This window comes from Streptomyces sp. NPDC107528, assembly GCF_055639295.1.
The window spans coordinates 504,625-527,300 of sequence record NZ_JBVKAV010000007.1 but is presented as its reverse complement, the minus strand read 5'-3'; the positions used below and the strand labels follow the sequence as shown (position 1 = coordinate 527,300).

Genomic DNA, 22,676 nt, shown 5'->3' with positions numbered 1-22,676 from the left:
AAGCACGGTAACGTGTGGAGGTGACCGGTACTAATAGGCCGAGGGCTTGTCCATAGATGCTCGCGTCCACTGTGTTAGTTCTGAGGCAACGACCGTTGCCGGTTTTTTGAGCAGAACAGACAAAAGAAAAGTGTGCTTGTTCGCTCGAAACCATTAGGGTTTCGGTGGTTATAGCGTGAGGGAAACGCCCGGTTACATTTCGAACCCGGAAGCTAAGCCTTACAGCGCCGATGGTACTGCAGGGGGGACCCTGTGGGAGAGTAGGACGCCGCCGAACAATCTTTGGGAAGGACCCCTGGTCACCAGCGTTCAGCTGGGACCAGGGGTCCTTTCGTTTTTACAATGCTTGAGGTACCGAAGACAGGAGTCACCGATGTCCACCAACTCTCCCGACGACCGACCGGAGCGCGAACCGCGGCGACGGGACAGTGGTGACCGCGGCGACCGGGGTGATCGAGGCGGTTACCGCGGCGGCGACCGTGGTGGTGCCCGTGGCGGTCCCCGTCGTGACAACGACCGTGGTGGCTACGGGCGTCGTGACGATCGCCGTGGTGACGACCGGGGCGGCGATCGCCGCGATGACCGACGTGACGACCGACGTGACGATCGTCGCAGCGATGACCGTGGCGGCTTCCGGCGGGACGACAACCGTGGCGGTGGCTACGGCCGGCGTGATGACCGTGGTGGCGACCGGCGTGAAGGCGATCGCGGTCCCCGTCCGCCGTTCCGTAGGGACGACCGTTCCGGTGGACCGCGTCGGGACGACCGTGACCGTGGCTTCCGTCGCGAGGGCGATCGTCCGTCCTTCCGTCGGGACGACCGGGGGGAGCGTCGCGACGACGAGCGCGGCGGTTTCGCCCGGCGCGATGACCGTCGTGGCGACGACCGCGGTGGCTTCCGGCGGGAGGACAACCGTGGCGGTGGCGGCTATGGCCGGCGCGACGACCGCCGTGATGGTGACCGCGGCGGCTTCCGCCGCGACGATCGGGACCGTGGGTTCCGTGGCGACGACCGGGATCGTGGCTTCCGCCGTGACGACCGGCGTGACGACCGTCGCGATGATCGTCGTGGCGATGACCGCGGCGGCGATCGAAGCAGCTTCCGGCGTGATGACCGTCGTGACGACCGACGTGGCGATGACCGCGGTGGCTTCCGTCGCGATGACCGGCGTGATGACCGCAGGGATGATCGGCGTGACGACCGTCGCGATGATCGTCGTGGCGATGAGCGTGGCGGCTTCCGGCGGGATGACAGCCGGGGCGACCGTGGTGGGTTCCGTGGGCGTGACGACCGTGGTGGTCGTGGGCCCCGTCGGGACGACCGCGGTGGGCGTCCCGGTGGGTTCCGTGGGCGGGACGAACGGCGCGATGACCGGCGTGACGACCGGCGTGGCGGTGGCCGGTTCCGTGATGAGCGGGACCGGGACCGTGAGCCGATCAAGCGGCTGCCGATCCCGGAGGACGTCACGGGTGACGAGATCGACAAGGACGTACGGCAGGAGCTGCAGAGCCTGCCGAAGACGCTCGCGGAGGACGTCGCCAAGAACCTGGTGATGGTCGCGCGGCTCATCGACGAGGACCCCGAGCGCGCCTACGGCTACTCCAAGGTGGCCCTTCGGCTGGCGTCGCGTGTCGCGGCCGTGCGAGAGGCCGGCGGGTTCGCGGCGTATGCGAACCAGAAGTACGCCGAGGCGCTTGCCGAGTTCCGGGCGGCGCGGCGGATGACCGGTGGCGTGGAGCTGTGGCCGTTGATGGCCGACTGTGAGCGTGGGCTCGGGCGGCCGGAGAAGGCGCTGGACATGGCCGGGGCGTCCGAGGTGCACAAGCTGGACAAGGCCGGACAGGTCGAGATGCGGCTCGTCGCGGCCGGCGCTCGGCGTGACATGGGGCAGCTGGACGCGGCCATCGTGACGCTGCAGAGCCCCGAGCTGGCCTCCAACGCCGTACAGCCGTGGACCGCGCGGCTGCGGTACGCCTACGCGGACGCGCTGCTGGCCGCCGGGCGGCAGGGTGAGGCGCGTGAGTGGTTCGCCAAGGCCGTCGAGGCGGACAAGGACGGCAGCACGGACGCCTCCGACCGGCTCGCCGAGTTGGACGGTGTCGAGTTCGTCGACGCCTTCGACGAGAGCGAGGGCGAGGGCGAGAGCGACGGCAGCCGTGATGAGCAGGCCTCGGTCGACCCCGAAGAGGGCGACAAGGAGTGAGCCGCGTGTGACATGAAGGGCGGGATCCCGGGCTGGGGTCCCGCCCTTCGGCGTTATCCGTCCAGCGTGCGCAGCACCAGGCCCGAAGCCGGCTTCGGGCCGAACGACGTCGACTTGCGGGGCATCGTCACGCCCTGGCGGGCCAGGTCGCGTACGACGTCCTCACGGACCGGGTGCATGAGGACGGCCGTACCGCCGTCGCTCTCCGCCTTTTTGACGGTGGCGGCGGTGTCGTGGATGTAGGCGATGCGGGTGGGGTCGTCCTCGGGGATGTGCCAGACGTGGGCGAGGAGTGTGGCGTGCAGGACGGTGGCGTCCAGGGTGCGCCAGGCCGCGGGGCGGTCGGTGGGGACCGTGCGGTCGAGGAGGGCCGGGTCCGGGTCGTCGACCAGGTGGAAGGCGCCGTCTCCGGCGAGGAGGAAGGCGTTGCCCGCGCAGGCGACGTCGGCAAGCGCCTCCATGGCCTCGGCGAGCGGGGCTTCGAGGCGGCGTACGCGGAAGTGGCCGTCGAGGGCGGCCAGGGCGTCCGGCACCGGCAGGTCGTGCAGGAGGCGGTGGATGGCGCGGACGCGGAGGGGGTAGCGGGCCGTGTCGACGAGGAGGACCAGGCCGTAGTCCCAGGGGCTGGGCGAGCCGTGCTCCGCGCGTAGACGTCGATATGTCGCCCAGCGGTGATGGCCGTCGGCGATCAGGGCCTGGCGGAGGGTCAGGTCCGACTGGACGCGGGCCAGGTCGGCGGGGTCGGTGATCGACCACAGGCGGTGGCTGAAGCCGTCCTCCGTGGTGGTCGCGAAGAGCGGAGGGCCCTCGACCGTGCGCTCGATGACGGCGGTCGTGTCGGTCGCCGTTCCGTTGCCGCGGTAGGTCAGCAGCAGCGGTTCGAGGTTCGCGGAGGTGGCGCGCATCAGAGCCGCTCTGTCGGCGACCACGTGCGGCATGACGTCCTCGTGCGGCAGGACGAGGCCCTCCGAGGGCTCCGTCACGCGCAGGGCGCCGATGATGCCGCGCTGCAGCATGCCCTCGCCGTCACGCTGTTCGTAGACGTAGAGGCCGGGCTCCGGGTCGGCGGTCAGTACGCCCTCGGACAGCCAGCGGCGCAGGGTCGTCGCGGCCTGGTCGTTGCGGGCGTCCGCGGTGTCGGCCTGAGGGAGGATCAGCCGCACGATGTTGTACGGGTCCGCGTCCTGAAGGTGATGCAGGCCGTCGGGGCGGACGACGACGTCGTACGGAGGCGATGTCACGGCGGCCAGGCTGCCGACCCGGTCGGGGTCGTAGCGAAGCCCTCGGAACGGGGTGAGTTCGAGGCCTCGGCGCGCCGTTGCTTCCTGGTGACCTGCTGTGTTCATCCCGGCATCGTACGGGTGTCGGTGGCATGGGGGATGATCGAGGGAAAGCCGTCGAGCGAGGAGCGATGTGGAATGAGCCAGAGCGTCAGGAGGAGGCCGGAGGGCAGTGGCCAGGCTCTGAGCGAGGCGTACGACACGGCGCTGCTCGACCTCGACGGTGTGGTGTACGCCGGGGGCAATGCGATCGTGCATGCCGTGGAGTCGCTGGCAACGGCCCGTGCGGGCGGGATGCATCTCGCGTACGTCACGAACAACGCGCTGCGGACTCCGGACGTCGTGGCCGCGCATCTGACCGCGCTGGGGATACCCACGGGGGCGGACGACGTCATCACCTCGGCGCAGGCGGTTGCGCGGTTGATCAGTGAGCAGGTGCCGGCGGGCGCCAGGGTGCTGGTGATCGGCGGGGAGGGGCTGCGGGTGGCGCTGCGCGAGCGTGAGCTGGAGCCGGTGGAGTCGGCGGACGACGATCCGGCGGCCGTCGTGCAGGGGTACGGCGGGCCGGAGCTCGCGTGGGGCCGGTTCGCGGAGGCGTGCTACGCCATCGCGCGTGGGGTGCCGTGGTTCGCGTCCAACACCGACCTGACGATTCCGAGCGCGCGCGGGATCGCGCCGGGCAACGGCGCGGCGGTGGAGGTAGTGCGCATCGCCACCGGCGCCGAGCCGCAGGTGGCGGGCAAGCCGTTGCCTCCCATGCACCGGGAGACGATCCTGCGCACCGGCGCCGAGCGGCCGCTGGTCGTCGGGGACCGGCTGGACACGGACATCGAGGGCGCGTTCAACGGGGACGTCGACTCGCTGCTGGTGCTGACCGGGGTGACCGATGGTGCGCAGCTGCTTGCCGCGCCGCCGCAGCATCGGCCGACTTATGTCGACGCCGATCTGCGCGGGTTGCTCACCGGGCAGCCGGAGGTTGCCGAGGACGGAGAGGGCTTCCGGTGCGGTGGCTGGACGGCGACCGCGCGGGCGGACCGGCTGGAACTCGTCGGTGACGGTGAGGCCTTGGACGGGCTGCGGGCGCTGTGTGCGGCGGCCTGGACCGCGGCCGGGGACGGCTCGTGCGCGCTGGACGCGGGCAAGGGGCTGGCGCGGCTGGGGTTGTGACCTCGTAGGGAATCGCCGTGGCCGTGGGTGTGACGTCGCCGGGGAGGGATTGTGGCCGGGGCGGTGACGCCGTACGGCGGCACAGTGACCGTGTACGGCGGATCGTGGCTGAATGGGAGGGTAGGCTAACCTAACTGCGTGTTGGTCGACAGTCCTCCTGAACAGCGCGCGGAGTCCCAGTCCGCGCCCCCAACCCGATGGGCGATACGTGCCGTTGGGCTGCTTGTCTCTGTCCTGATTCTGATGGTCGTCGTTGCGGCGAGTATCGCGATCGGGGCGAAACAGCTGTCCCTGGGGGAGGTCTGGCACGGGCTCTTCGAGAGCTCCGGGACCTATGGCGACGTCGTGGTCGACGACCGGATCTCGCGCACCGTCCTCGGACTGCTGGCCGGCGCCGCGCTCGGTCTCGCCGGGGCGGTGCTGCAGGCGCTCACCCGCAACCCGCTCGCCGATCCCGGCCTGCTCGGGATCAACGCGGGCGCGTCCGCCGCGGTCGTCACCGCCATCACGTTCTTCGGTGTCACCAGCCTGAGCGGCTATGTCTGGTTCGCCTTCCTCGGCGCTGCCGCGGTCGGGGCGATGGTCTGGTTCCTCGGCGGCAGCCGGGGCGCCACGCCGGTGCGGCTCGCGCTCGCCGGTACGGCGATCAGCGCCGCGCTCTACGGCTATCTCCAGGCCGTGATGATCACGGACGACGCGGCGCTGAACAAGATGCGCTTCTGGACGGTCGGTTCGCTGACCTCGGCGACGGACTCGACCATCAAGCAGGTGCTGCCGTTCCTCGTCGTCGGCGTGGTCCTCGCGCTCGCCCTGGCCCGGCCGCTCAACGCCATGGAGATGGGCGACGACACCGCCAAGGCGCTCGGCGCCAACCTGAACCGGACCCGGGTGCTGTCGATGCTCGCCGCGACCGTCCTGTGCGGCGCCGCGACCGCGGCCTGCGGGCCGATCGTGTTCGTCGGCCTGATGGTGCCGCATGTCGTGCGGTCCTTCACCGGGCCCGACCTGCGCTGGATCCTGCCCTACGCGGCCGTCCTGTCGCCGGTGCTGCTGCTCGGCGCCGATGTGCTCGGCCGGACCGTCACCCGGCCCGCCGAGCTCCAGGTCGGCATCGTCACCGCGATCCTCGGCGGCCCGGTCTTCATCTTTCTCGTACGACGGCGGAGGACGGCCCAGCTGTGAGGACCGCAGTGAAGAGCGAAGCCAAGACCGCGGAGCCGGCGGCGACCACCCGCGCCAACCGTGCCGTGCGGACGCCGGGCGGGATCTCCGTCCGACTGGACGTCCGGGCGCTGACCGCCGTCGTCCTGCTGCTGCTCGCCGCGCTCACCGCGAGCGTCCTGCTGATCGGCACCGGCGACTTCCCGATCTCGGCGGGCGACGTGCTCAAGACGCTGGCCGGAAACGGCAACGCGGGGCAGGAGTTCATCGTCAACGAGCTGCGGCTGCCCAGGGTCCTGGTCGGGCTCCTGGTCGGTGCCGCGCTCGGTCTCGGCGGGGCGCTGTTCCAGGCGCTGTCCCGCAACCCGCTGGGCAGCCCGGACATCCTCGGCCTCGGGCAGGGGGCCACGGCCGGGGCGCTCGTGATGATCGTGCTGTTCTCCGGGGACTCCGCCCAGGTCACGGTCGGTGCCCTTGTGGGCGGACTCGCGACCGGGCTCGCCATCTATCTGCTCGCCTGGAAGCGGGGCGTGCACGGGTACCGACTGGTGCTGGTCGGTATCGGCATGTCCGCGATCATGACCGCGGTCAACGGGTATCTGCTGACCAAGGCCGACCTGGTCGACGCGGCCCGCGCGGTCGTGTGGATGACCGGCTCCCTCAGCGGTCGTGACTGGGCCCAGGTCTGGCCGCTGCTGGCGCTGTGCCTCGTCCTCGTGCCGCTCGTCCTCGCCAATGCGCGCGGGCTGCGGATGATGGAGATGGGCGACGACGTCTCGTACGCCCTCGGAGTGCGTGTCGAACGCGTACGGCTGCTGCTGATGCTGGCGGCCGTGCTGCTCACCGCGGCCGCTACCGCCGCCGCGGGCCCCGTCAGCTTCGTGGCACTGACCGCGCCGCAGCTCGCCCGGCGCCTGACCCGCTCGCCCGGGCCGAACCTGCTGCCCTCGCTGTGCATGGGCGCCGCCCTCCTCGTCGCCGCCGACTGGACATCCCAGCGGGTCTTCGGAGCCGACCAGATGCCCGTGGGCGTGGTCACGGGCGTGCTCGGCGGCGTATACCTGCTCTGGCTGCTGGTCACCGAGCGCAAGGCGGGCCGGATATGAGCGCCGGCAGCAACGGCAACGAGAGCCTCACCAACGGGCTGAACAACCGAAGGAGCACTGTGAACCGCCTGTCCGCCGACAATGTCACCCTCGCCTACGACCAGAGGGTCATCGCCGAGCAGCTGTCGGTGGAGATACCCGACAACTCCTTCACCGTGATCGTCGGCCCGAACGCGTGCGGCAAGTCCACGCTGCTGCGGGCGCTGTCGCGGATGCTCAAGCCCAGCCAGGGCCGGGTCCTGCTGGACGGGTCGGTCATCCAGTCGATGCCGGCGAAGAAGGTCGCGCGCACGCTGGGGCTGCTGCCGCAGTCGTCGATCGCACCGGACGGGATCACCGTTGCCGACCTGGTGGGCCGTGGCCGGTACCCGCACCAGGGGATCCTGCGCCAGTGGTCGACCGAGGACGAGCGGGTCGTACAGGAGTCGATGGCGCAGACCGGGGTCGCCGAGCTCGCGGATCGCTATGTCGACGAACTGTCCGGCGGGCAGCGCCAGCGCGTATGGATCGCTATGGCGCTCGCGCAGCAGACGCCGCTGCTGCTGCTCGACGAGCCGACGACCTACCTCGACATCCAGCACCAGATCGACGTCCTCGACCTGTGCGCCCAGCTGCACGAGGAGCAGGGGCGGACGCTGGTCGCCGTGCTGCACGACCTGAACCACGCCGCCCGGTACGCCACACACCTCATCGCCCTGCGCGGCGGGGAGATCATCGCCGAGGGCGCGCCGAACGACATCGTGACGGCCGAGCTGGTCGAGGACGTCTTCGGCCTGCGCTGCCAGGTCATCGACGACCCCGAGACGGGGACGCCGCTGGTGGTGCCGGCGGCGCGGAAGGCACGGGTCGGGGACAAGGCTGACGTCACGAAGGCGGACATCGCGAAGGTGGCCGCCGCAGAGGCCTCATGAGGTGACCTGGAGCAGCTTCCCGAGGTGATCCGCGCAAGCCTCCTGAGGTGACTCAGAGCAGCTTCCTGAGGACCAGCAGGTCGCGCAGGCCCGCGTGCAGCTTCACCCGGCCCGAGCCCCATGCCTTGGCGAAGTTCAGGTCGCCGTCGACCATGGCGACCAGGTCGTCTCCGGTCATGCTCAGTCTGATCTGGGCCTTCTCGCGGGGCGGGCCCTGGAGCGTGTCGTGGACCTGGATGCGACCGCCCGCCATGCGGCCGGCGAAGGTGACGTCCAGGTCGGTGATGTGGCAGCTCACCGAGCGGTCCAGGGCGGCGGCCGAGCGGACGTCCCCTTCGGCGCGCTGCATGTTGTCCGAGAGCTTTTCGAGTGCGGCGCGGCACTCCTCAGTCGTGGCCATCGCGATCGACGGTACCCCAGCGGTTCGGGGTAGCGTCTGGGCATGAGCGACACAGTTCCGCAGCCGGAGGTCCCGGAGGAGACCGAGGTCGAGGCCGAGGAGGCAACCGACCCCGGGCTCGCGGTCGAGCCCGAGTACGACCCCGCCGCCCCCGCCCCGCTGAACGTCCCGCGCACCCCCACCGGCCACGCCGACGTCGACGCTCAGCTGGAGCGGCTCGGCGATGCCGACCACCTCGCCACGGACGGGCATCTGGAGGTGTACGAGGATGTACACCGGGGGCTGCGCGACGCGCTCACCGCGCTCGACGCCCGCCCGGGACCTCCGGGGCCCCCGTCGACGTATGGGACTAGGAGCTGAACCGAAAGTGGCAGGAGTCGCACGCCGCCGTCTTGACGCGGAGCTGGTCCGCCGGAAGCTGGCGCGCTCGCGCGAGCACGCCAGCCAGCTGATTGCCGCCGGGCGGGTCACCGTCGGCAAGACCGTCGCGACCAAGCCGGCCACACAGGTGGAGACCGCGGCGGCGATCGTCGTGGTCGCCGACGGCAGTGACCCCGAGTACGTGTCCCGGGGCGGGCACAAGCTCGCGGGCGCTCTGGAGATCTTCGTGCCCCAGGGGCTGGCAGTCGAAGGGCGGCGGGCGCTCGATGCCGGGGCGTCCACCGGCGGGTTCACCGATGTGCTGCTGCGGGCCGGGGCCGCGCAGGTCGTGGCCGTCGACGTCGGATACGGACAACTGGCCTGGACTCTCCGGAGTGATGAACGCGTGACCGTCAAAGACCGTACGAACGTACGCGAGTTGACGCTCGAAGCGATCGATGGGGAACCAGTGGATCTTGTCGTGGGGGATCTGTCCTTCATCCCGCTCGGACTGGTGCTGCCCGCCCTGGTGCGGTGCGTGAAGCCGGACGCCGATCTGGTGATGATGGTCAAGCCACAGTTCGAGGTGGGGAAGGAGCGGCTGGGCAGCGGCGGGGTCGTCCGCAGCTCCCAGCTGCGGGCCGAGGCCGTGCGCGGCGTGGCCGAGAAGGCGTGGGAACTCGGGCTCGGGGTGAAGGGGGTCACGGCGAGTCCGTTGCCCGGCCCCTCCGGGAATGTCGAGTACTTTCTGTGGCTGCGTGCCGGGGCGCCCGCTCTGGACCCGGCCGACGTTGACCGTGCAGTTGCGGAGGGGCCGCGTTGACACCGAACCGAGCTCGTACTGTTTTTCTGCTCGCCCACACGGGGCGGCCCGCGGCCATTCGCAGCGCCGAGCTGGTGGTCAAGGGGTTGCTGCGGGAGGGCATCGGGGTGCGTGTCCTGGAGTACGAGGCCGCCGACCTGCCGCTGCCGGACGAGGTGGAGCTCGTCAAGGAGGCGACTGCGCAGTGCCTCGACGGGTGCGAGCTGCTGATAGTGCTGGGCGGCGACGGGACGCTGCTGCGCGGCGCCGAGTTCGCCCGGGCGTCCGGGGTGCCGATGCTGGGTGTGAACCTCGGGCGGGTCGGGTTCCTCGCGGAGGCGGAGCGCGATGATCTCGACAAGGTTGTCGACCGGGTCGTCACCAGGGCGTACGAGGTCGAGGAGCGGATGACCGTCGACGTCGTCGTCCATCAGAACGGCGACATCGTGCACACGGACTGGGCGCTGAACGAGGCGGCCGTGCAGAAGGCCGGCGCCGAGAAGCTGCTCGAGGTCGTGCTGGAGATCGACGGGCGGCCGGTCACGGGGTTCGGGTGCGACGGGATCGTGCTGTCCACGCCGACCGGATCCACGGCATACGCCTTCTCTGCGGGCGGGCCTGTGGTGTGGCCCGAGGTCGAGGCGTTGCTGATGGTGCCGATCAGCGCGCATGCGCTTTTCGCGAAGCCGTTGGTGACGTCGCCGGATTCTGTGCTGGCGGTGGAGGTTCTGCCGCACATCCCGCCGGGGGTGTTGTGGTGTGACGGGCGGCGGACGGTGGAACTGCCGCCGGGGGCGCGGGTCGAGGTGCGGCGGGGGGCTGTGCCGGTGCGGTTGGCTCGACTGCATCATGCGTCGTTCACGGATCGGTTGGTGGCGAAGTTCGCGTTGCCGGTTTCCGGGTGGCGGGGTGCGCCTCACTAGCGGTACGCAGGGGGTGGTGGGGGCTCCTGGCGGCTGCGGGTGGTTCCCCGCGCCCCTTGAGGGCGTTGCACTCGCCTGGGTGACATGTGCGGTCGATGCACATTCGTCACCTGCACCTTCACATCATCGGGCCGGGGGCCGTCGCACTTCCCCGTGCTGACCTCGTAAGGTCGTGTCCGTGTTGGAGGAGATGCGGATACGGTCGCTCGGAGTCATCGACGACGCTGTCGTCGAGCTGTCGCCGGGGTTCACCGCCGTCACCGGTGAGACGGGTGCGGGCAAGACCATGGTGGTCACCAGTCTCGGGCTGCTGCTGGGTGGGCGTGCCGACCCGGCGCTCGTGCGGATCGGGGCCGACAAGGCGGTCGTGGAGGGGCGGATCAGCGTCGCCGCGGGCGCGTCGGCCTTCGTACGGGCCGAGGAGGCCGGTGCCGAGCTAGATGACGGGGCGCTGCTGATCAGCCGTACCGTTTCCGCCGAGGGGCGGTCACGGGCGTATGTGGGCGGGCGCAGCGTGCCCGTGGGGCTGCTCGCCGACCTGGCCGACGACCTGGTGGCGGTGCACGGGCAGACGGACCAGCAGGGGCTGCTGAAGCAGACCCGGCAGCGGCAGGCGCTCGACCGGTACGCCGGTGATGCCGTCGCGGTGCCGCTCGCCAAGTACGGCGAGGCGTACCGGCGGCTGCGCGCGGTCTCCGTCGAGCTCGACGAGATCACCACGCGCGCGCGTGAGCGGGCCCAGGAAGCCGACATGCTGCGGTTCGGGCTCGACGAGATCGCCGGTGTCGAACCGCGCGCCGGGGAGGACGTGGAGCTCGCCGAGGAGGCGGAGCGGCTCGGGCACGCGGAGGCGCTGTCGTCGGCCGCCACGGCCGGGCACGCCGCGCTCGCCGGCAACCCGGAGGATCCCGAGGGCATCGACGCGACGACGCTCGTCGCGGGCGCGCAGCGGGCCCTGGACGCCGTGCGGTCGCACGATCCGGCGCTGGCCGCGCTGGCCGACCGGATCGGGGAGATCGGGATCCTGCTGGGCGATGTCGCCGGGGAGTTGGCGGGATACGCCGACGACCTGGACGCCGACCCCCTGAGGCTCGCGGCCGTCGAGGAACGACGGGCCGCGCTGAACGCGCTCACACGGAAGTACGGCGAGGACGTCGCCGCCGTGCTCAACTGGGCCGAGGAGAGCAGCCGGCGGCTCACCGAACTGGACAGCGACGACGAGCGCATCGACGAGCTGACCGCCGAGCGGGACGGGCTGCGGATTGAGCTGGGCGGACTGGCACAGGCGCTGACCGATGCGCGGGCCGAGGCCGCCGAGCGGTTCGCCGCCGCCGTGACGGCGGAGTTGGCCTCGCTCGCGATGCCGCACGCGCGCGTGTCCTTCGACATCCGGCAGACCGAGGATGCGCAGGGCGTGGAGGTCGGTGGGCGCGCGGTCGCCTACGGGCCCTCGGGTGTGGACGAGGTCGAGCTGCTGCTCGCCCCGCACCCGGGAGCGCCGCCCCGGCCGATCGCCAAGGGCGCGTCCGGCGGTGAGCTGTCGCGCGTGATGCTCGCCGTCGAGGTCGTGTTCGCGGGGACCGATCCGGTGCCGACCTATCTCTTCGACGAGGTCGACGCCGGCGTCGGCGGCAAGGCGGCCGTGGAGATCGGCCGGCGGCTGGCCCGGCTGGCCAGGACCGCGCAGGTCGTCGTGGTGACCCACCTGCCGCAGGTCGCTGCCTTCGCCGACCGGCAGTTGCTCGTCGAGAAGACCAACGACGGGTCGGTCACCCGGTCCGGCGTGAAGGTCCTGGAGGGCGAGGAGCGCATCCGGGAGCTGTCCCGGATGCTCGCCGGGCAGGAGGACTCGGAGACGGCCCGCGCGCACGCGGAGGAGCTGCTGGAGACGGCTCGGGCGGACGGGTAGTGCGGCCCGTAGGGTGGCCGGATGATCAACCAAGCCGTCTCCTTCGGCCTCTCCGCCGCCCTCACCCGCGCCGCCGTCGCCGCCCTGCGCGCCAAGGCTCCCGGTGGCCGTGACCGCTGGGAGCGGAAGAACTACGCGGGCCGGACCGTGGAGTTGTACGCCGGGCCCGCCTCCGCCCTGGCGGCTGCGGTGGCCGTCGGGCGGGTGGCGCCGGGCGCCGGGGTCGCGGTGGCCGTTGCGGGAGCCTGCGGCGCGTATGACGACGTCGTGGCGGACGGTGACCCCCGGCGTGGGTTCCGGGCGCATCTCTCCGCGCTGCGGGACGGCGAAGTGACCAGCGGGGCCGTCAAGTTGTTCGGGGTCTGCGCCGCCGGGCTCGTCGCGGGGGCCGTCCTCAAGGAGCGGCCGCTGGACAAGCTGCTCGCGGGTGTCGTGATCGCCGGTACCGCGCACTTCGTCAACCTCGTGGACGTGTGGCCGGGTCGGGCCGCCGCCGCGGTGCTTGCGCTCGGTGCGCCCGGGCTGTTGCGCTCGGGGTCCGGCGCCGAGTCGGCCGCCGGTGCCATGGGAGCCGCAGCGGCCGTACTGCCCGACGACCTCGGCGAGCGGGCGATGATCGGCGACACCGGAGCGCATGCGCTCGGCGCGGCCCTCGGGGCGGCGGTCGTGGCCGGGAACGGGCGCGCCGGGCTGGTCGCGCACGCCGCTGCGGTCGTCGCCGCGGCGGTGTACGGCGACAAGGTGAGCGAGGTCGCCCGCAGGGCGGCCGGGTGACGCGCCGCAGGTCGTGGGGCATGCCCAGCGCGCGCATGTTCGGCCACAACCCCCACCCCGCCTCACTCGTGCAGGTGACTCGGCCCGGCGCGTTGCCCCGCAGCTGAGCCGTCCACGCCCTGTCGCCGTTCCCGGAACGGCCGTACGTCCTGGCATCCTTGGCGTAAACACGTCGTACGCGTAGGGATTCTCGCGGTACACCCCCTCCGCCCGATCCTTCTGTACGTTCTTCGTGACCGCCCGACCCGAAGCAGGAGCCCCGGCCACGTGACCCCCGTGAGCAGCCACTCACCGCACGGCCAGTCGTCGCTGCGCACCGTGCAGGTGCTGGGCGGCGGCAACGCCGGCAGTAGCGCGCATGTGCGATCGCTGGCCTCGGGGCTGGTCGCACGGGGCGTGCGGGTCACCGTATGCGCCCCTGTCGAGGCCGATCACCTCTACGACTTCACGGGCGCCGGCGCCGAACATGTGCATGTGCCGCGCAGCAGCGATCCGGGTTCCGTGGCCGCTCTGCGGGCGGCCTGCGTGGACGCCGATCTGGTGCACGCGCACGGGCTGCACGCGTCCTTCCGTGCCGTGCTCGCGCTGAGCGGACGGCGTACTCCGCTCGTCGTCACCTGGCACGACCGGGCTCACGCGGAGGGCGCCCGCGCCCATCTCCTGCGGCTGTTGGAGCGGCGGGTCGTCAAGGCCGCCTCCGTCGTGCTCGGGACCACATCGGCGCTGGTGGACCGGGCCCGCCGGACCGGCGCCCGGGACGCCCGCCTCGCCGCCGCCGCGCTGCCCGCGCCGAGCCGTACCGTCGAGCACGACGACCCGGACCGACTGCGCCCCAAGGTCCGGGCCGAACTCGGCGCCACCGGACGCCCGTTGCTGATCGCCGTCGGCTCGCTGGAGCGGCATCGCGGGTACGACGTGCTCCTGGACGCCTCGCGCGCGTGGCTGCAGCTGGATGCCGTGCCGTTGGTCGTGATCGCGGGGGAGGGGGCGCTGCGTGCCGAACTGCAGGGCCGGATCGAGGACGAGGGGCTGCCCGTGCGGCTCATCGGCCGGCGCGACGACGTCTCCGAGCTGCTCGCGGCGGCCGACGTGGCGCTTCTGCCGAGCAGTTGGGAGTCACGGTCGGTCCTCGCCCAGGAGGCCCTGCACGCGCGCGTGCCGCTCGTCGCCACCGACGTCGGCGGCGTGCCGGAACTCGTCGGCGACGCGGCCGAACTCGTCCCGTACGGCGACCCGGACGCCCTCGCCGACGCTGTCGTACGGCTGCTCGGCGATGCCGAGCGGCAGGAGTTCCTCAGGGAGCGGGGCGCGCGGCAGGCGGCCACCTGGCCGACCGAGGACGAGACGGTCGCCCAAGTGCTCAGCGTGTACGACGAGTTGACGCAGCCTCGGCCCATGATCTAGACGCCGGAAGCGTCCGCGGCCCACGGGCCGTCCTAGCCCGCATGCCTGCGTGCCCGCAGGGCCAGGCTCAACGCCAGTACCGTCTGCGGGTCGTCGAGGTCCGTGCCGAGCAACTCGCCGATGCGGGCGAGGCGGTTGTAGAGCGTCTGCCGGTTCAGATGCAGCTCGCGGGCCGTCTCCGCCTTGCGGCCCGCGTGCGCCAAGTACGTCTCCAGGGTGGGCAGCAGGGGCGGCTTGGAGCGGTTGTCGTGGTCACGGAGCGGGCCGATCGCGCGGTCCACGAAGGCCGCGAGGTCCGGGTGGTCGCGCAGCCGCCACAGCAGCAGGTCGATGTCCAGGCGCCGGGCGTCGTACCAGGGGCGGTCCGACAGGCCCTGCGCCGCAGTCGCGGTCTCCGCCGCGTGCCTGAGGCCCGCCGAGGCCGCAGCCCAGCTGCCGGCCACCCCGACGACCACGACCGGCGGCGGTGCCCCGGGGCGTTGGACCCCGGCCCGCTCCACGCCCGCCCGCAGCGCCACCGCGACCCGGTCCGCGACCGCCGACCGCTCCGACTCCGAACGCAGGCCCAGCAGCAGCGGCACCCGCCCCTCCACCGGCCGTACGCCCAACAGCACCGGCGCCCCCACCGAGGCCAGCTCCTCGCCGACCGTGCGCGCCAGCACCGCCCAGCCGCCGCCCGGCGACATCGTGTCCCCGAGCCGCATCACGACCGGCAGCAGCGGACTGGCACCCGGCTTGAAGCCCAGCACGCGCGCCTGTGCCGGGGCGGCCTCGGCGGCGATACGGCCCTCCGCGAGGTCGGTCAGGAAGTCGCCGCGCCCGCGCGCCGCCAGCTCCTCCTCCTGACGTGCCTGCATCAGCACCACGGCCAGGCTGCCCGCGGCGCGCTCGGCGGCGATCCGGTGCACGGGCGCGAGCGGGCCCCGTACGGGGAGCAGCACGAGACGGGCCCGGACCGACCCCGTCCCCGGACCACCACCCGGCACATCCACCAGCACCGACCCACCCGGGGGCGGCGTGTCCTTGTGCTGGCCCCGCAGCCCCTCCCACACCTGCAACGGATCCGCGCCCTCGGGGCCCGACCCGGCGGCGTACAGCAGTTGGCCGTCCGTCGTCTCCAGGAACACCGGATTGCCGCTGAAGTCGGCCAGGATGCCCAGCACTTGGGGCACGCCACCGCCGCCGACCAGCGCCTCCGTGCACCGGCGGTGTACTTCCTCCGCCCGCTGCAGCAGCGCGTAGTGGCCGTTGACGATCTCGGTGTGGATCTCCTCGGTGACCGTCACGAAGGCCACCTCGCGATGCAGCTGGACCAGCGGCAGACCGGCCGTACGTGCCGTGTCGACCAGCGCGGCGGGCAGCCGCGTGAAGCGTGGGCCCAGCTCGACGACCAGGGCCGCGATGCCCCGCTCGGCCAGGGTGCGCACGAACGCGCGCTGGTCGGCGGGGCGGGTGCCGAGGCCGTAGCCCGTGGTCAGCAACAGCTCCCCGCCCTTCAGCAGCGAGGCGATGTTGGGCACCTCGCCGGCGTGCACCCAGCGCACGGTCCGCCCCAGCCGGTCGCCGCCCGCGAGGACCTCCGGCAGCCCGCTGCGCAGACCGGGCAGCTCCAGCGCCCGCCGCACGGTGATCCCGGCGCCGTGGGTGCCGTAGCCGCTGTCCGTCCCGCCCGTACCGCTGTCCATGTGCCGGACGCTACCCGTGCACGGGCTTCCCTGACATCTCCGGAGCCGATCATGCGTTGCGGCCCGGGAGCGGGGTAGCCGCGTCGGCATGGACTTCAGCGTGGTCGCCGTGGCACGGGAGGACGACAGCCCGGTCGAGGAGCCGCTGCGGGTGGCCGTGGCCGCCGACCGGCTCGGGTATCGCGAGGTGTGGGCGGGGGAGGGGCCGACCTGGGACTCCTTCGTCCTTGCCACGGCCATCGGGCGGGCCACCGAGCGGGTCGCGCAGACGGCCGGGCCCGTGGCGGTGTCGGTGCGCGAGCCGTTCGGGATCGCGCGGGGCGCCGCCTCGGTCGCCGCCGTCACCGGGCGGCCGGTCGGGGTGGCGCTGGGGACGTCCAGCAAGCGGGTGGTCGAGGGCGTGCACGGGGTGCCGCGCGCGCGGCCCGCCGCGGCGATGGAGGCCTCGGCGGCGGCCCTGCGCGTCTTCCTGCACGGCAGGCCCGGCGAACCGGTCGTCCCCGGCAGCGCCTTCCCGCGACGCCTCCCACCGCCCGGCGGCCCGCTCACCGTGGCGGCGTTCGGGGACCGCGCGATCGCCACGGCGGCGGCGCACGCCGACCGGATGCTGCTCGACATCGTCTCGCCGGAACAGGTGCGGACGCTGCGGGGGAAGCTCGAAGCGGCCGCTACGCGCGCGGGCCGTACGTCGCCGCCGACGCTGGCTGCCTGGCTGCCCGCCGCCGTCGACCCGGACGCGGACTCCCTCGCGCAGGTCCTGCGGAGCATCGCCGGGTATCTCACGGTGCCGGGCTACAGCGACATGTTCGAGGCGGCCGGCTTCGGCGAGGCGGTCGAGCTGGCCCGTACCGGTGCCGATCCCGGCACGCCGGCCCGGGCGCTGCCCGCCTCCGCGGCGAGCGCGGTCGGCCTGGTGGGCGACCTGGAGGCGGTACGCGCGCGTGTCGAGGCGTACGCCGACGCAGGACTGGACGAGATCGCTCTTGTGCCGGCGACGGCGGGCGACCCGGGCGGGGAGCGGACGCTGACGGCGTTCAAGCAAGTGGGCTGACGGGGTTCGGGCCGACCGTGCTCAGGCCGGCCTGATGTTGTGGTTGAACCGGAAGACGTTGTCCGGGTCGTACCGTCGCTTCAGATCCGCCAGCCGACGGGTGTTCTCGGCGCCGAGTCCGGCCTCGACCCGCTCGGCGCCCTCGTCGCCGATGAAGTTGAGGTAGACCGCGCCGGTACTCCACGGCTGCGCGTCGGCACGGACGTCCCGGACCCACTGGACGCACCGCTCGTCGTCCGCGGGGTCTTCCCAGATCGCGAAGGGGTGCACGGCCCACGGCGCGTCCCGGTAGGGCGCGGGGTACTCGTGCGGGCCCGCGGCGATCGCCCCGCCCTGCGGGAACAGCACGTGGAGGGTCCCCGTGGGCGCGGGCAAGGCCTCGCCCCGGGCGCAGAACATCTCCAGGTAGGCGTCGGGCGCGCCCGTCAGATACTCCGCCGACCAGTAGTTACGCATCCCCGGCGGATCGTCGAGCATGCACTGGACGTCGGCGTACGGCATCGCCCCGACGATCTCCGACTCGTGCGGCAGCGCCAGCAGCGGCTCGGCCAGCTTGATCAGGTCCTCCTCGGGCCCCGCGTAGGTCAGCAGTGCGGCGCACAGGAGCTTGCCGACCAGGTGCGGCGGTACGAACTCCTCGGGCGGGCCGGTGAGATACAACACACCGCCACTCGCCTCGTCCGGGGCCACGGTGATCAGCTCGCGGAAGGTGTGGACGGCCTTGGGGGCGAACTCCGGGAGGTACAGCACCAGCGCGATGGAGAACTCGGGCAGCTCGTGGAGCTTCAGGGTGAGTGCGGTCGCGACGCCGAAGTTGCCGCCAGCGCCGTGCAGACCCCAGAACAGCTCGGGGTTCTCGTCGGCGCTCGCGTGGGTGCGCTCGCCGTCCGCGGTGACGAGTTCGACGCCCAGCAGATTGTCGACGGCCAGTCCGCACCAGCGGTCCAGCCAGCCGGTGCCCCCGCCCAGGACGAAGCCGCCGACCCCGGTCGTGGAGGCCCGGCCGCCGGTCGTGGCAAGGCCGTGCGGCAGGCAGGCGCGGTCCAGGTCGCTCATCGTCGCCCCGCCCGCGACCCGTACCGCCTCGGCCGCGGGGTCGACGGTGACCGCGCGCATGTGGCGCAGGTCGATCACCAGGCCGTTGTCGTTGAGCGCCATGCCCGCGACGCTGTGCCCGCCGCCGCGCACCGCGATGTTGAGGTCCAGGTCGCGTGCGAACCGCACGGCCCGCGCGACGTCGTCCTCGTCCACGCACTGCGCGATCACCGCGGGCCGCCGGTCGATCATGGCGTTGAAGACGACCCTTGCGTCGTCGTAGCCGAAGTCCCCCGGCGCGAACACATCACCGGCCAGATCCTCGCGCAGCGCGGTGAGAGCCGCGCCCGCCTTCGAGAGGGAAGCCATGGCTGCCCCCTTCCGTGCCGGGGCATTCGCTTGCTCCCAGCCTAGGCGGGCGCGATACGCCGGTCCTGTTCAGCCGCCGTACGCCCCGGACGCCGTCAGACGCAGCGCGGTGTCGATCAGCGGGACATGGCTGAAGGCCTGCGGGAAGTTGCCGACCTGACGCTGCAGATGCGGGTCCCACTCCTCGGCCAGCAGACCGAGGTCGTTGCGCAGCGACAGCAGCTTCTCGAACAGCTTGCGGGCCTCGTCGACGCGGCCGATCATCGCCAGGTCGTCCGCCATCCAGAACGAGCAGGCGAGGAAGGCGCCCTCGTCACCGGGGAGGCCGTCGACGCCCTCGTCCTCGCCCTGCGTCGGGTAGCGCAGGATGAAACCGTCCGAGGTCGACAGCTCGCGCTGGATCGCCTCGATGGTGCCGATGACGCGCTTGTCGTCCGGCGGCAGGAAGCCCATCTGCGGGATCAGCAGCAGGGAGGCATCCAGCTCCTTCGAGCCGTACGACTGCGTGAAGGTGTTGCGCTCCTTGTCGTAGCCCTTCTCGCACACGTCCCGGTGGATGTCGTCGCGCAGTTCGCGCCAGCGCTCCAGCGGGCCGTCCGCGTCGCCGGACTCGATGAGCTTGATCGTGCGGTCGACGGCGACCCAGGCCATCACCTTGGAGTGCACGAAGTGGCGGCGCGGGCCGCGCACCTCCCAGATGCCCTCGTCCGGCTCGTCCCAGTGGTCCTCCAGGTAGCGGATCAGCTTCAGCTGGAGCAGCGAGGCGTAGTCGTTGCGGGCGAGGCCCGTCATGTGGGCCAGGTGCAGGGCCTCGGTGACCTCGCCGTACACGTCCAGCTGGAGCTGGTGCGCGGCGCCGTTGCCGACCCGGACCGGCGCGGAGTTCTCGTAGCCGGGCAGCCAGTCCAGCTCCGCCTCGCCGAGCTCGCGTTCGCCGGCGATGCCGTACATGATCTGCAGGTTCTCCGGGTCGCCCGCGACCGCCCGCAGCAGCCACTCCCGCCAGGCGCGGGCCTCCTCGCGATAGCCGGTGCGCAGCAGCGAGGACAGGGTGATCGCCGCGTCGCGCAGCCAGGTGTAGCGGTAGTCCCAGTTGCGGACGCCGCCGATGTCCTCGGGCAGGGAGGTCGTCGGGGCGGCGACGATCCCGCCCGTCGGGGCGTACGTCAGCGCCTTCAGCGTGATCAGCGAGCGGACCACCGCCTCGCGGTACGGGCCGTGGTACGTACAGTGCTCGACCCACTCCCGCCAGAAGTCCTCGGTCGCCTCCAGCGACTGCTCCGGCTCCGGCAGCGCGGGGGGCTGCTTGTGCGACGGCTCCCAGGAGATGGTGAACGCGATCCGCTCACCCGGGGCGACCGTGAAGTCCGAGTACGTCGTCAGCGACTTGCCGTACGTCTCGGCCTCCGTGTCGAACCACACGGAGTCCGGGCCGGCGACGGCCACCGTACGGCCCTCGTGCTTGTGCACCCAGGGCACGACCCGGCCGTACGAGAAGCGCATCCGCAGCGCCGAGCGCATCGGCACCCGGCCCGAGACGCCCTCCACGATCCGGATCAGCTGGGGCGCGCCGTCACGCGGGGGCATGAAATCGATCACCCTGACCGTGCCACGCGGCGTGTCCCACTCGGACTCCAGGATCAGCGAGTCGCCGCGGTAGCTGCGCCGGGCCGCGGTGGGCGGTTCGGCGTCGGAGGCGTGTGCCGGACCGAGCCGCCAGAAACCGTGTTCTTCGGTGCCCAGCAGGCCGGCGAAGATGGCATGCGAGTCGAAGCGGGGCAGGCACAGCCAGTCGACTGTGCCGTCCCGGCAGACCAAGGCTGCGGTCTGCATGTCTCCGATGAGTGCGTAGTCTTCGATGCGCCCGGCCACGTGCAACTCCAGTCGAACGGCCACGTCACCCCCTTCTCTGCCAAGGGGGCTCTCGCTTAGTGCGGTCAAGGGGTGGTTGTAATGCGTCGTCGAGCGGTGAAGCAAAGCAGTCGTCTCCGCCGTGAGGCAAAACGACAGTCGCTTCTCGACAATCTCTGCTCAACGAACTGACGAGCTCTCGTTGTTCCGGTGCTTACGGGCGAGGGGTGGTGCCGTGTTGCCGGCCGGGCTCGGCAGCGAATGTCCGAGCAGGATACGACGCACGTAGATGATCTGCGTGCCGCTCCGGGCAACCCGAGTCGGCCGAACGGGTGAGCAACGGGTGAGAAACCGCGACACCTGTGCAGGTTCGTGGTGACTCGTGTGCGGAGCGTGGCCGGAAGCCATCGGTCTCGGTCGCTGATACCCTGGTAGCCCGTGGACCGGTGGGCGTCAAAGACCCCCGAACCGCACTTCAAGATCGCGACCACGGGAGCCCCCTCTTGGCCATGCCGCCCGCTGCTTTTCGACACAACGCAGCCACGACGACCAAGCACATCTTCGTCACCGGGGGTGTCGCCTCCTCGCTCGGCAAGGGCCTGACGGCCTCCAGCCTCGGAATGCTGCTCAAGGCACGAGGCCTGCGGGTGGTCATGCAGAAGCTGGACCCGTACCTCAATGTCGACCCTGGCACGATGAACCCCTTCCAGCACGGCGAGGTGTTCGTCACCAACGACGGCGCCGAGACGGACCTGGACATCGGCCACTACGAGCGGTTCCTCGACCGTGACCTCGACGGTTCCGCGAACGTCACCACCGGCCAGGTGTACTCGACCGTGATCGCCAAGGAGCGGCGCGGCGAGTACCTCGGCGACACCGTGCAGGTCATCCCGCACATCACCAACGAGATCAAGCACCGCATCCGGCGCATGGCGACGGACGAGGTCGACGTCGTGATCACGGAGGTCGGCGGCACGGTCGGCGACATCGAGTCGCTGCCGTTCCTGGAGACCGTCCGCCAGGTCCGTCACGAGGTCGGTCGTGACAACGTCTTCGTCGTCCACATCTCGCTCCTGCCGTACATCGGCCCCTCGGGAGAGCTGAAGACGAAGCCGACCCAGCACTCGGTTGCGGCACTGCGGAACATCGGTATTCAGCCAGATGCGATCGTGCTGCGCTGCGACCGCGAGGTGCCGACCGCGATCAAGCGGAAGATCTCGCTGATGTGCGACGTCGACGAGGCGGCCGTGGTCGCCTGCCCCGACGCCCGCTCCATCTACGACATCCCGAAGACCGTGCACGGCGAGGGCCTGGACGCCTATGTCGTCCGAAAGCTGGACCTGCCGTTCCGCGACGTGGACTGGACGACCTGGGACGACCTGCTCGACCGCGTCCACAACCCCGACCACGAGATCACCCTCGCGCTGGTCGGCAAGTACATCGACCTGCCCGACGCCTACCTGTCGGTGACCGAGGCGCTGCGCGCCGGCGGCTTCGCCAACAAGGCCCGCGTGAAGATCAAGTGGGTCACGTCCGACGACTGCAAGACCCCGGCCGGCGCCAAGCAGCAGCTCGCCGACGTGGACGGCATCTGCATCCCCGGCGGCTTCGGCGACCGCGGTGTGCTCGGCAAGGTCGGCGCCATCAAGTACGCCCGCGAGAACCGGATCCCGCTGCTCGGCCTGTGCCTGGGCCTTCAGTGCATCGTGGTCGAGGCGGCCCGCAACCTCGCCGACATCGGCGACGCCAACTCCACCGAGTTCGACCCGGCCACCTCCCACCCCGTCATCTCGACGATGGCCGAGCAGCTCGACATCGTCGCCGGCGAGGGTGACATGGGCGGCACCATGCGCCTCGGCATGTACCCGGCCAAGCTGGCCGAGGGCTCGATCGTGCGCGAGGTGTACGACGGCAAGGAGTACGTCGAGGAGCGGCACCGTCACCGGTACGAGGTGAACAACGCCTACCGGGCGGAGCTGGAGAAGAAGGCGGGCATCCTGTTCTCCGGCACGTCGCCGGACGGCAAGCTCGTCGAGTACGTGGAGTACCCGCGTGAGGTCCACCCTTACCTGGTGGCCACGCAGGCCCACCCCGAGCTGCGCTCGCGCCCGACGCGCCCGCACCCGCTGTTCGCCGGCCTCGTGAAGGCGGCGGTCGAACGCCAGCAGGCCGAGGGCGTCGGCAAGAATTCGGACTGACACGAGAGTTGTACGGTGGCCGGGGTGCAAACCTTCAAAGGTTCGCACCCCGGTTTTCTTTGGCGGGTTCTTTTTGAAGGCGTGTGG

18 protein-coding genes and 1 rRNA gene are annotated in these 22,676 nt (G+C 71.6%); 14 read left to right on the top strand and 5 right to left on the bottom strand.

The window, feature by feature from the left end; all coding sequences use genetic code 11:
- Positions 1–160 precede the first annotated feature (160 nt).
- Together rrf and ACZ7L5_RS24835 are read left to right on the top strand one after the other, a co-directional pair.
- Positions 161–277, top strand: a 5S ribosomal RNA gene (gene rrf, locus ACZ7L5_RS24840).
- A 1,167-nt stretch (positions 278–1,444) separates the two neighbouring features.
- Positions 1,445–2,203, top strand: a complete 759-nt coding sequence (locus ACZ7L5_RS24835) for a tetratricopeptide repeat protein (RefSeq protein ID WP_471518871.1) — start codon at positions 1,445–1,447, stop codon at positions 2,201–2,203.
- 53 nt (positions 2,204–2,256) lie between these two features.
- Here the strand turns inward: ACZ7L5_RS24835 and ACZ7L5_RS24830 are convergent, their stop codons facing one another.
- The gene (locus tag ACZ7L5_RS24830) at positions 2,257–3,549 is read right to left on the bottom strand and encodes a DUF1015 domain-containing protein (protein ID WP_471518822.1); all 1,293 of its coding nucleotides are present in this window, start codon (positions 3,547–3,549) and stop codon (positions 2,257–2,259) included.
- 72 nt (positions 3,550–3,621) lie between these two features.
- Here ACZ7L5_RS24830 and ACZ7L5_RS24825 point away from each other — a divergent pair, with 72 nt between their 5' ends.
- The 4 genes from ACZ7L5_RS24825 to ACZ7L5_RS24810 all read left to right on the top strand — a co-directional run bounded on the left by ACZ7L5_RS24825 (position 3,622) and on the right by ACZ7L5_RS24810 (position 7,828).
- A complete protein-coding gene (locus tag ACZ7L5_RS24825; RefSeq protein ID WP_471518820.1) occupies positions 3,622–4,650 on the top strand; it encodes an HAD hydrolase-like protein in 1,029 nt (342 codons plus the stop codon).
- 138 nt (positions 4,651–4,788) lie between these two features.
- Positions 4,789–5,832 carry a FecCD family ABC transporter permease gene (locus ACZ7L5_RS24820; RefSeq protein WP_471518818.1) on the top strand — a complete coding sequence of 348 codons (1,044 nt, stop codon included), beginning with the start codon at positions 4,789–4,791 and terminating at the stop codon, positions 5,830–5,832.
- Between the two features lie 8 nt (positions 5,833–5,840).
- Positions 5,841–6,917 (top strand): FecCD family ABC transporter permease, encoded by a 1,077-nt coding sequence (locus tag ACZ7L5_RS24815; protein WP_471518870.1) that lies wholly within the window; start codon positions 5,841–5,843, stop codon positions 6,915–6,917.
- Entirely contained in the window at positions 6,914–7,828 is a 915-nt protein-coding gene (locus tag ACZ7L5_RS24810; protein WP_471518816.1) for an ABC transporter ATP-binding protein, read from the top strand. Before ACZ7L5_RS24815 ends, ACZ7L5_RS24810 begins: the two co-directional genes overlap by 4 nt.
- A gap of 52 nt (positions 7,829–7,880) precedes the next feature.
- Here the strand turns inward: ACZ7L5_RS24810 and ACZ7L5_RS24805 are convergent, their stop codons facing one another.
- On the bottom strand, positions 7,881–8,228 hold the full coding sequence (locus ACZ7L5_RS24805; protein WP_362380873.1) for an SCP2 sterol-binding domain-containing protein: 348 nt from the start codon (positions 8,226–8,228) through the stop codon (positions 7,881–7,883).
- Between the two features lie 42 nt (positions 8,229–8,270).
- Here ACZ7L5_RS24805 and ACZ7L5_RS24800 point away from each other — a divergent pair, with 42 nt between their 5' ends.
- The 6 genes from ACZ7L5_RS24800 to ACZ7L5_RS24775 all read left to right on the top strand — a co-directional run bounded on the left by ACZ7L5_RS24800 (position 8,271) and on the right by ACZ7L5_RS24775 (position 14,400).
- Positions 8,271–8,588, top strand: a complete 318-nt coding sequence (locus tag ACZ7L5_RS24800) for a hypothetical protein (protein ID WP_383239762.1) — start codon at positions 8,271–8,273, stop codon at positions 8,586–8,588.
- A gap of 7 nt (positions 8,589–8,595) precedes the next feature.
- Positions 8,596–9,411, top strand: coding sequence for a TlyA family RNA methyltransferase (locus ACZ7L5_RS24795; RefSeq protein ID WP_471518813.1), 816 nt, complete (start codon positions 8,596–8,598; stop codon positions 9,409–9,411).
- On the top strand, positions 9,408–10,313 hold the full coding sequence (locus tag ACZ7L5_RS24790) for an NAD kinase (RefSeq protein ID WP_471518812.1): 906 nt from the start codon (positions 9,408–9,410) through the stop codon (positions 10,311–10,313). Before ACZ7L5_RS24795 ends, ACZ7L5_RS24790 begins: the two co-directional genes overlap by 4 nt.
- Before the next feature lie 190 nt (positions 10,314–10,503).
- Positions 10,504–12,222, top strand: coding sequence for a DNA repair protein RecN (gene recN / locus ACZ7L5_RS24785; RefSeq protein ID WP_471518868.1), 1,719 nt, complete (start codon positions 10,504–10,506; stop codon positions 12,220–12,222).
- A 21-nt stretch (positions 12,223–12,243) separates the two neighbouring features.
- Positions 12,244–12,996 (top strand): hypothetical protein, encoded by a 753-nt coding sequence (locus ACZ7L5_RS24780; RefSeq protein ID WP_471518810.1) that lies wholly within the window; start codon positions 12,244–12,246, stop codon positions 12,994–12,996.
- Positions 12,997–13,263: 267 nt separating this feature from the next.
- The gene (locus ACZ7L5_RS24775) at positions 13,264–14,400 is read left to right on the top strand and encodes a glycosyltransferase family 4 protein (RefSeq protein ID WP_471518808.1); all 1,137 of its coding nucleotides are present in this window, start codon (positions 13,264–13,266) and stop codon (positions 14,398–14,400) included.
- Between the two features lie 32 nt (positions 14,401–14,432).
- Here ACZ7L5_RS24775 and ACZ7L5_RS24770 read toward each other — a convergent pair whose 3' ends face one another.
- Entirely contained in the window at positions 14,433–16,085 is a 1,653-nt protein-coding gene (locus ACZ7L5_RS24770) for a PucR family transcriptional regulator (RefSeq protein WP_471518806.1), read from the bottom strand.
- Between the two features lie 88 nt (positions 16,086–16,173).
- On the opposite strand from ACZ7L5_RS24770, the gene ACZ7L5_RS24765 reads away from it, so the two are divergent.
- Complete coding sequence (locus tag ACZ7L5_RS24765) at positions 16,174–17,136, top strand: LLM class F420-dependent oxidoreductase (RefSeq protein WP_471518804.1); 963 nt, start codon at positions 16,174–16,176, stop codon at positions 17,134–17,136.
- Between the two features lie 21 nt (positions 17,137–17,157).
- Here the strand turns inward: ACZ7L5_RS24765 and ACZ7L5_RS24760 are convergent, their stop codons facing one another.
- Together ACZ7L5_RS24760 and ACZ7L5_RS24755 are read right to left on the bottom strand one after the other, a co-directional pair.
- A complete protein-coding gene (locus ACZ7L5_RS24760) occupies positions 17,158–18,540 on the bottom strand; it encodes an FAD-binding oxidoreductase (RefSeq protein ID WP_471518802.1) in 1,383 nt (460 codons plus the stop codon).
- Between the two features lie 69 nt (positions 18,541–18,609).
- Entirely contained in the window at positions 18,610–20,412 is a 1,803-nt protein-coding gene (locus ACZ7L5_RS24755) for a glycoside hydrolase family 15 protein (RefSeq protein WP_362381366.1), read from the bottom strand.
- A 488-nt stretch (positions 20,413–20,900) separates the two neighbouring features.
- On the opposite strand from ACZ7L5_RS24755, the gene ACZ7L5_RS24750 reads away from it, so the two are divergent.
- Positions 20,901–22,589 (top strand): CTP synthase, encoded by a 1,689-nt coding sequence (locus ACZ7L5_RS24750; protein WP_328884526.1) that lies wholly within the window; start codon positions 20,901–20,903, stop codon positions 22,587–22,589.
- Positions 22,590–22,676: the final 87 nt, after the last annotated feature.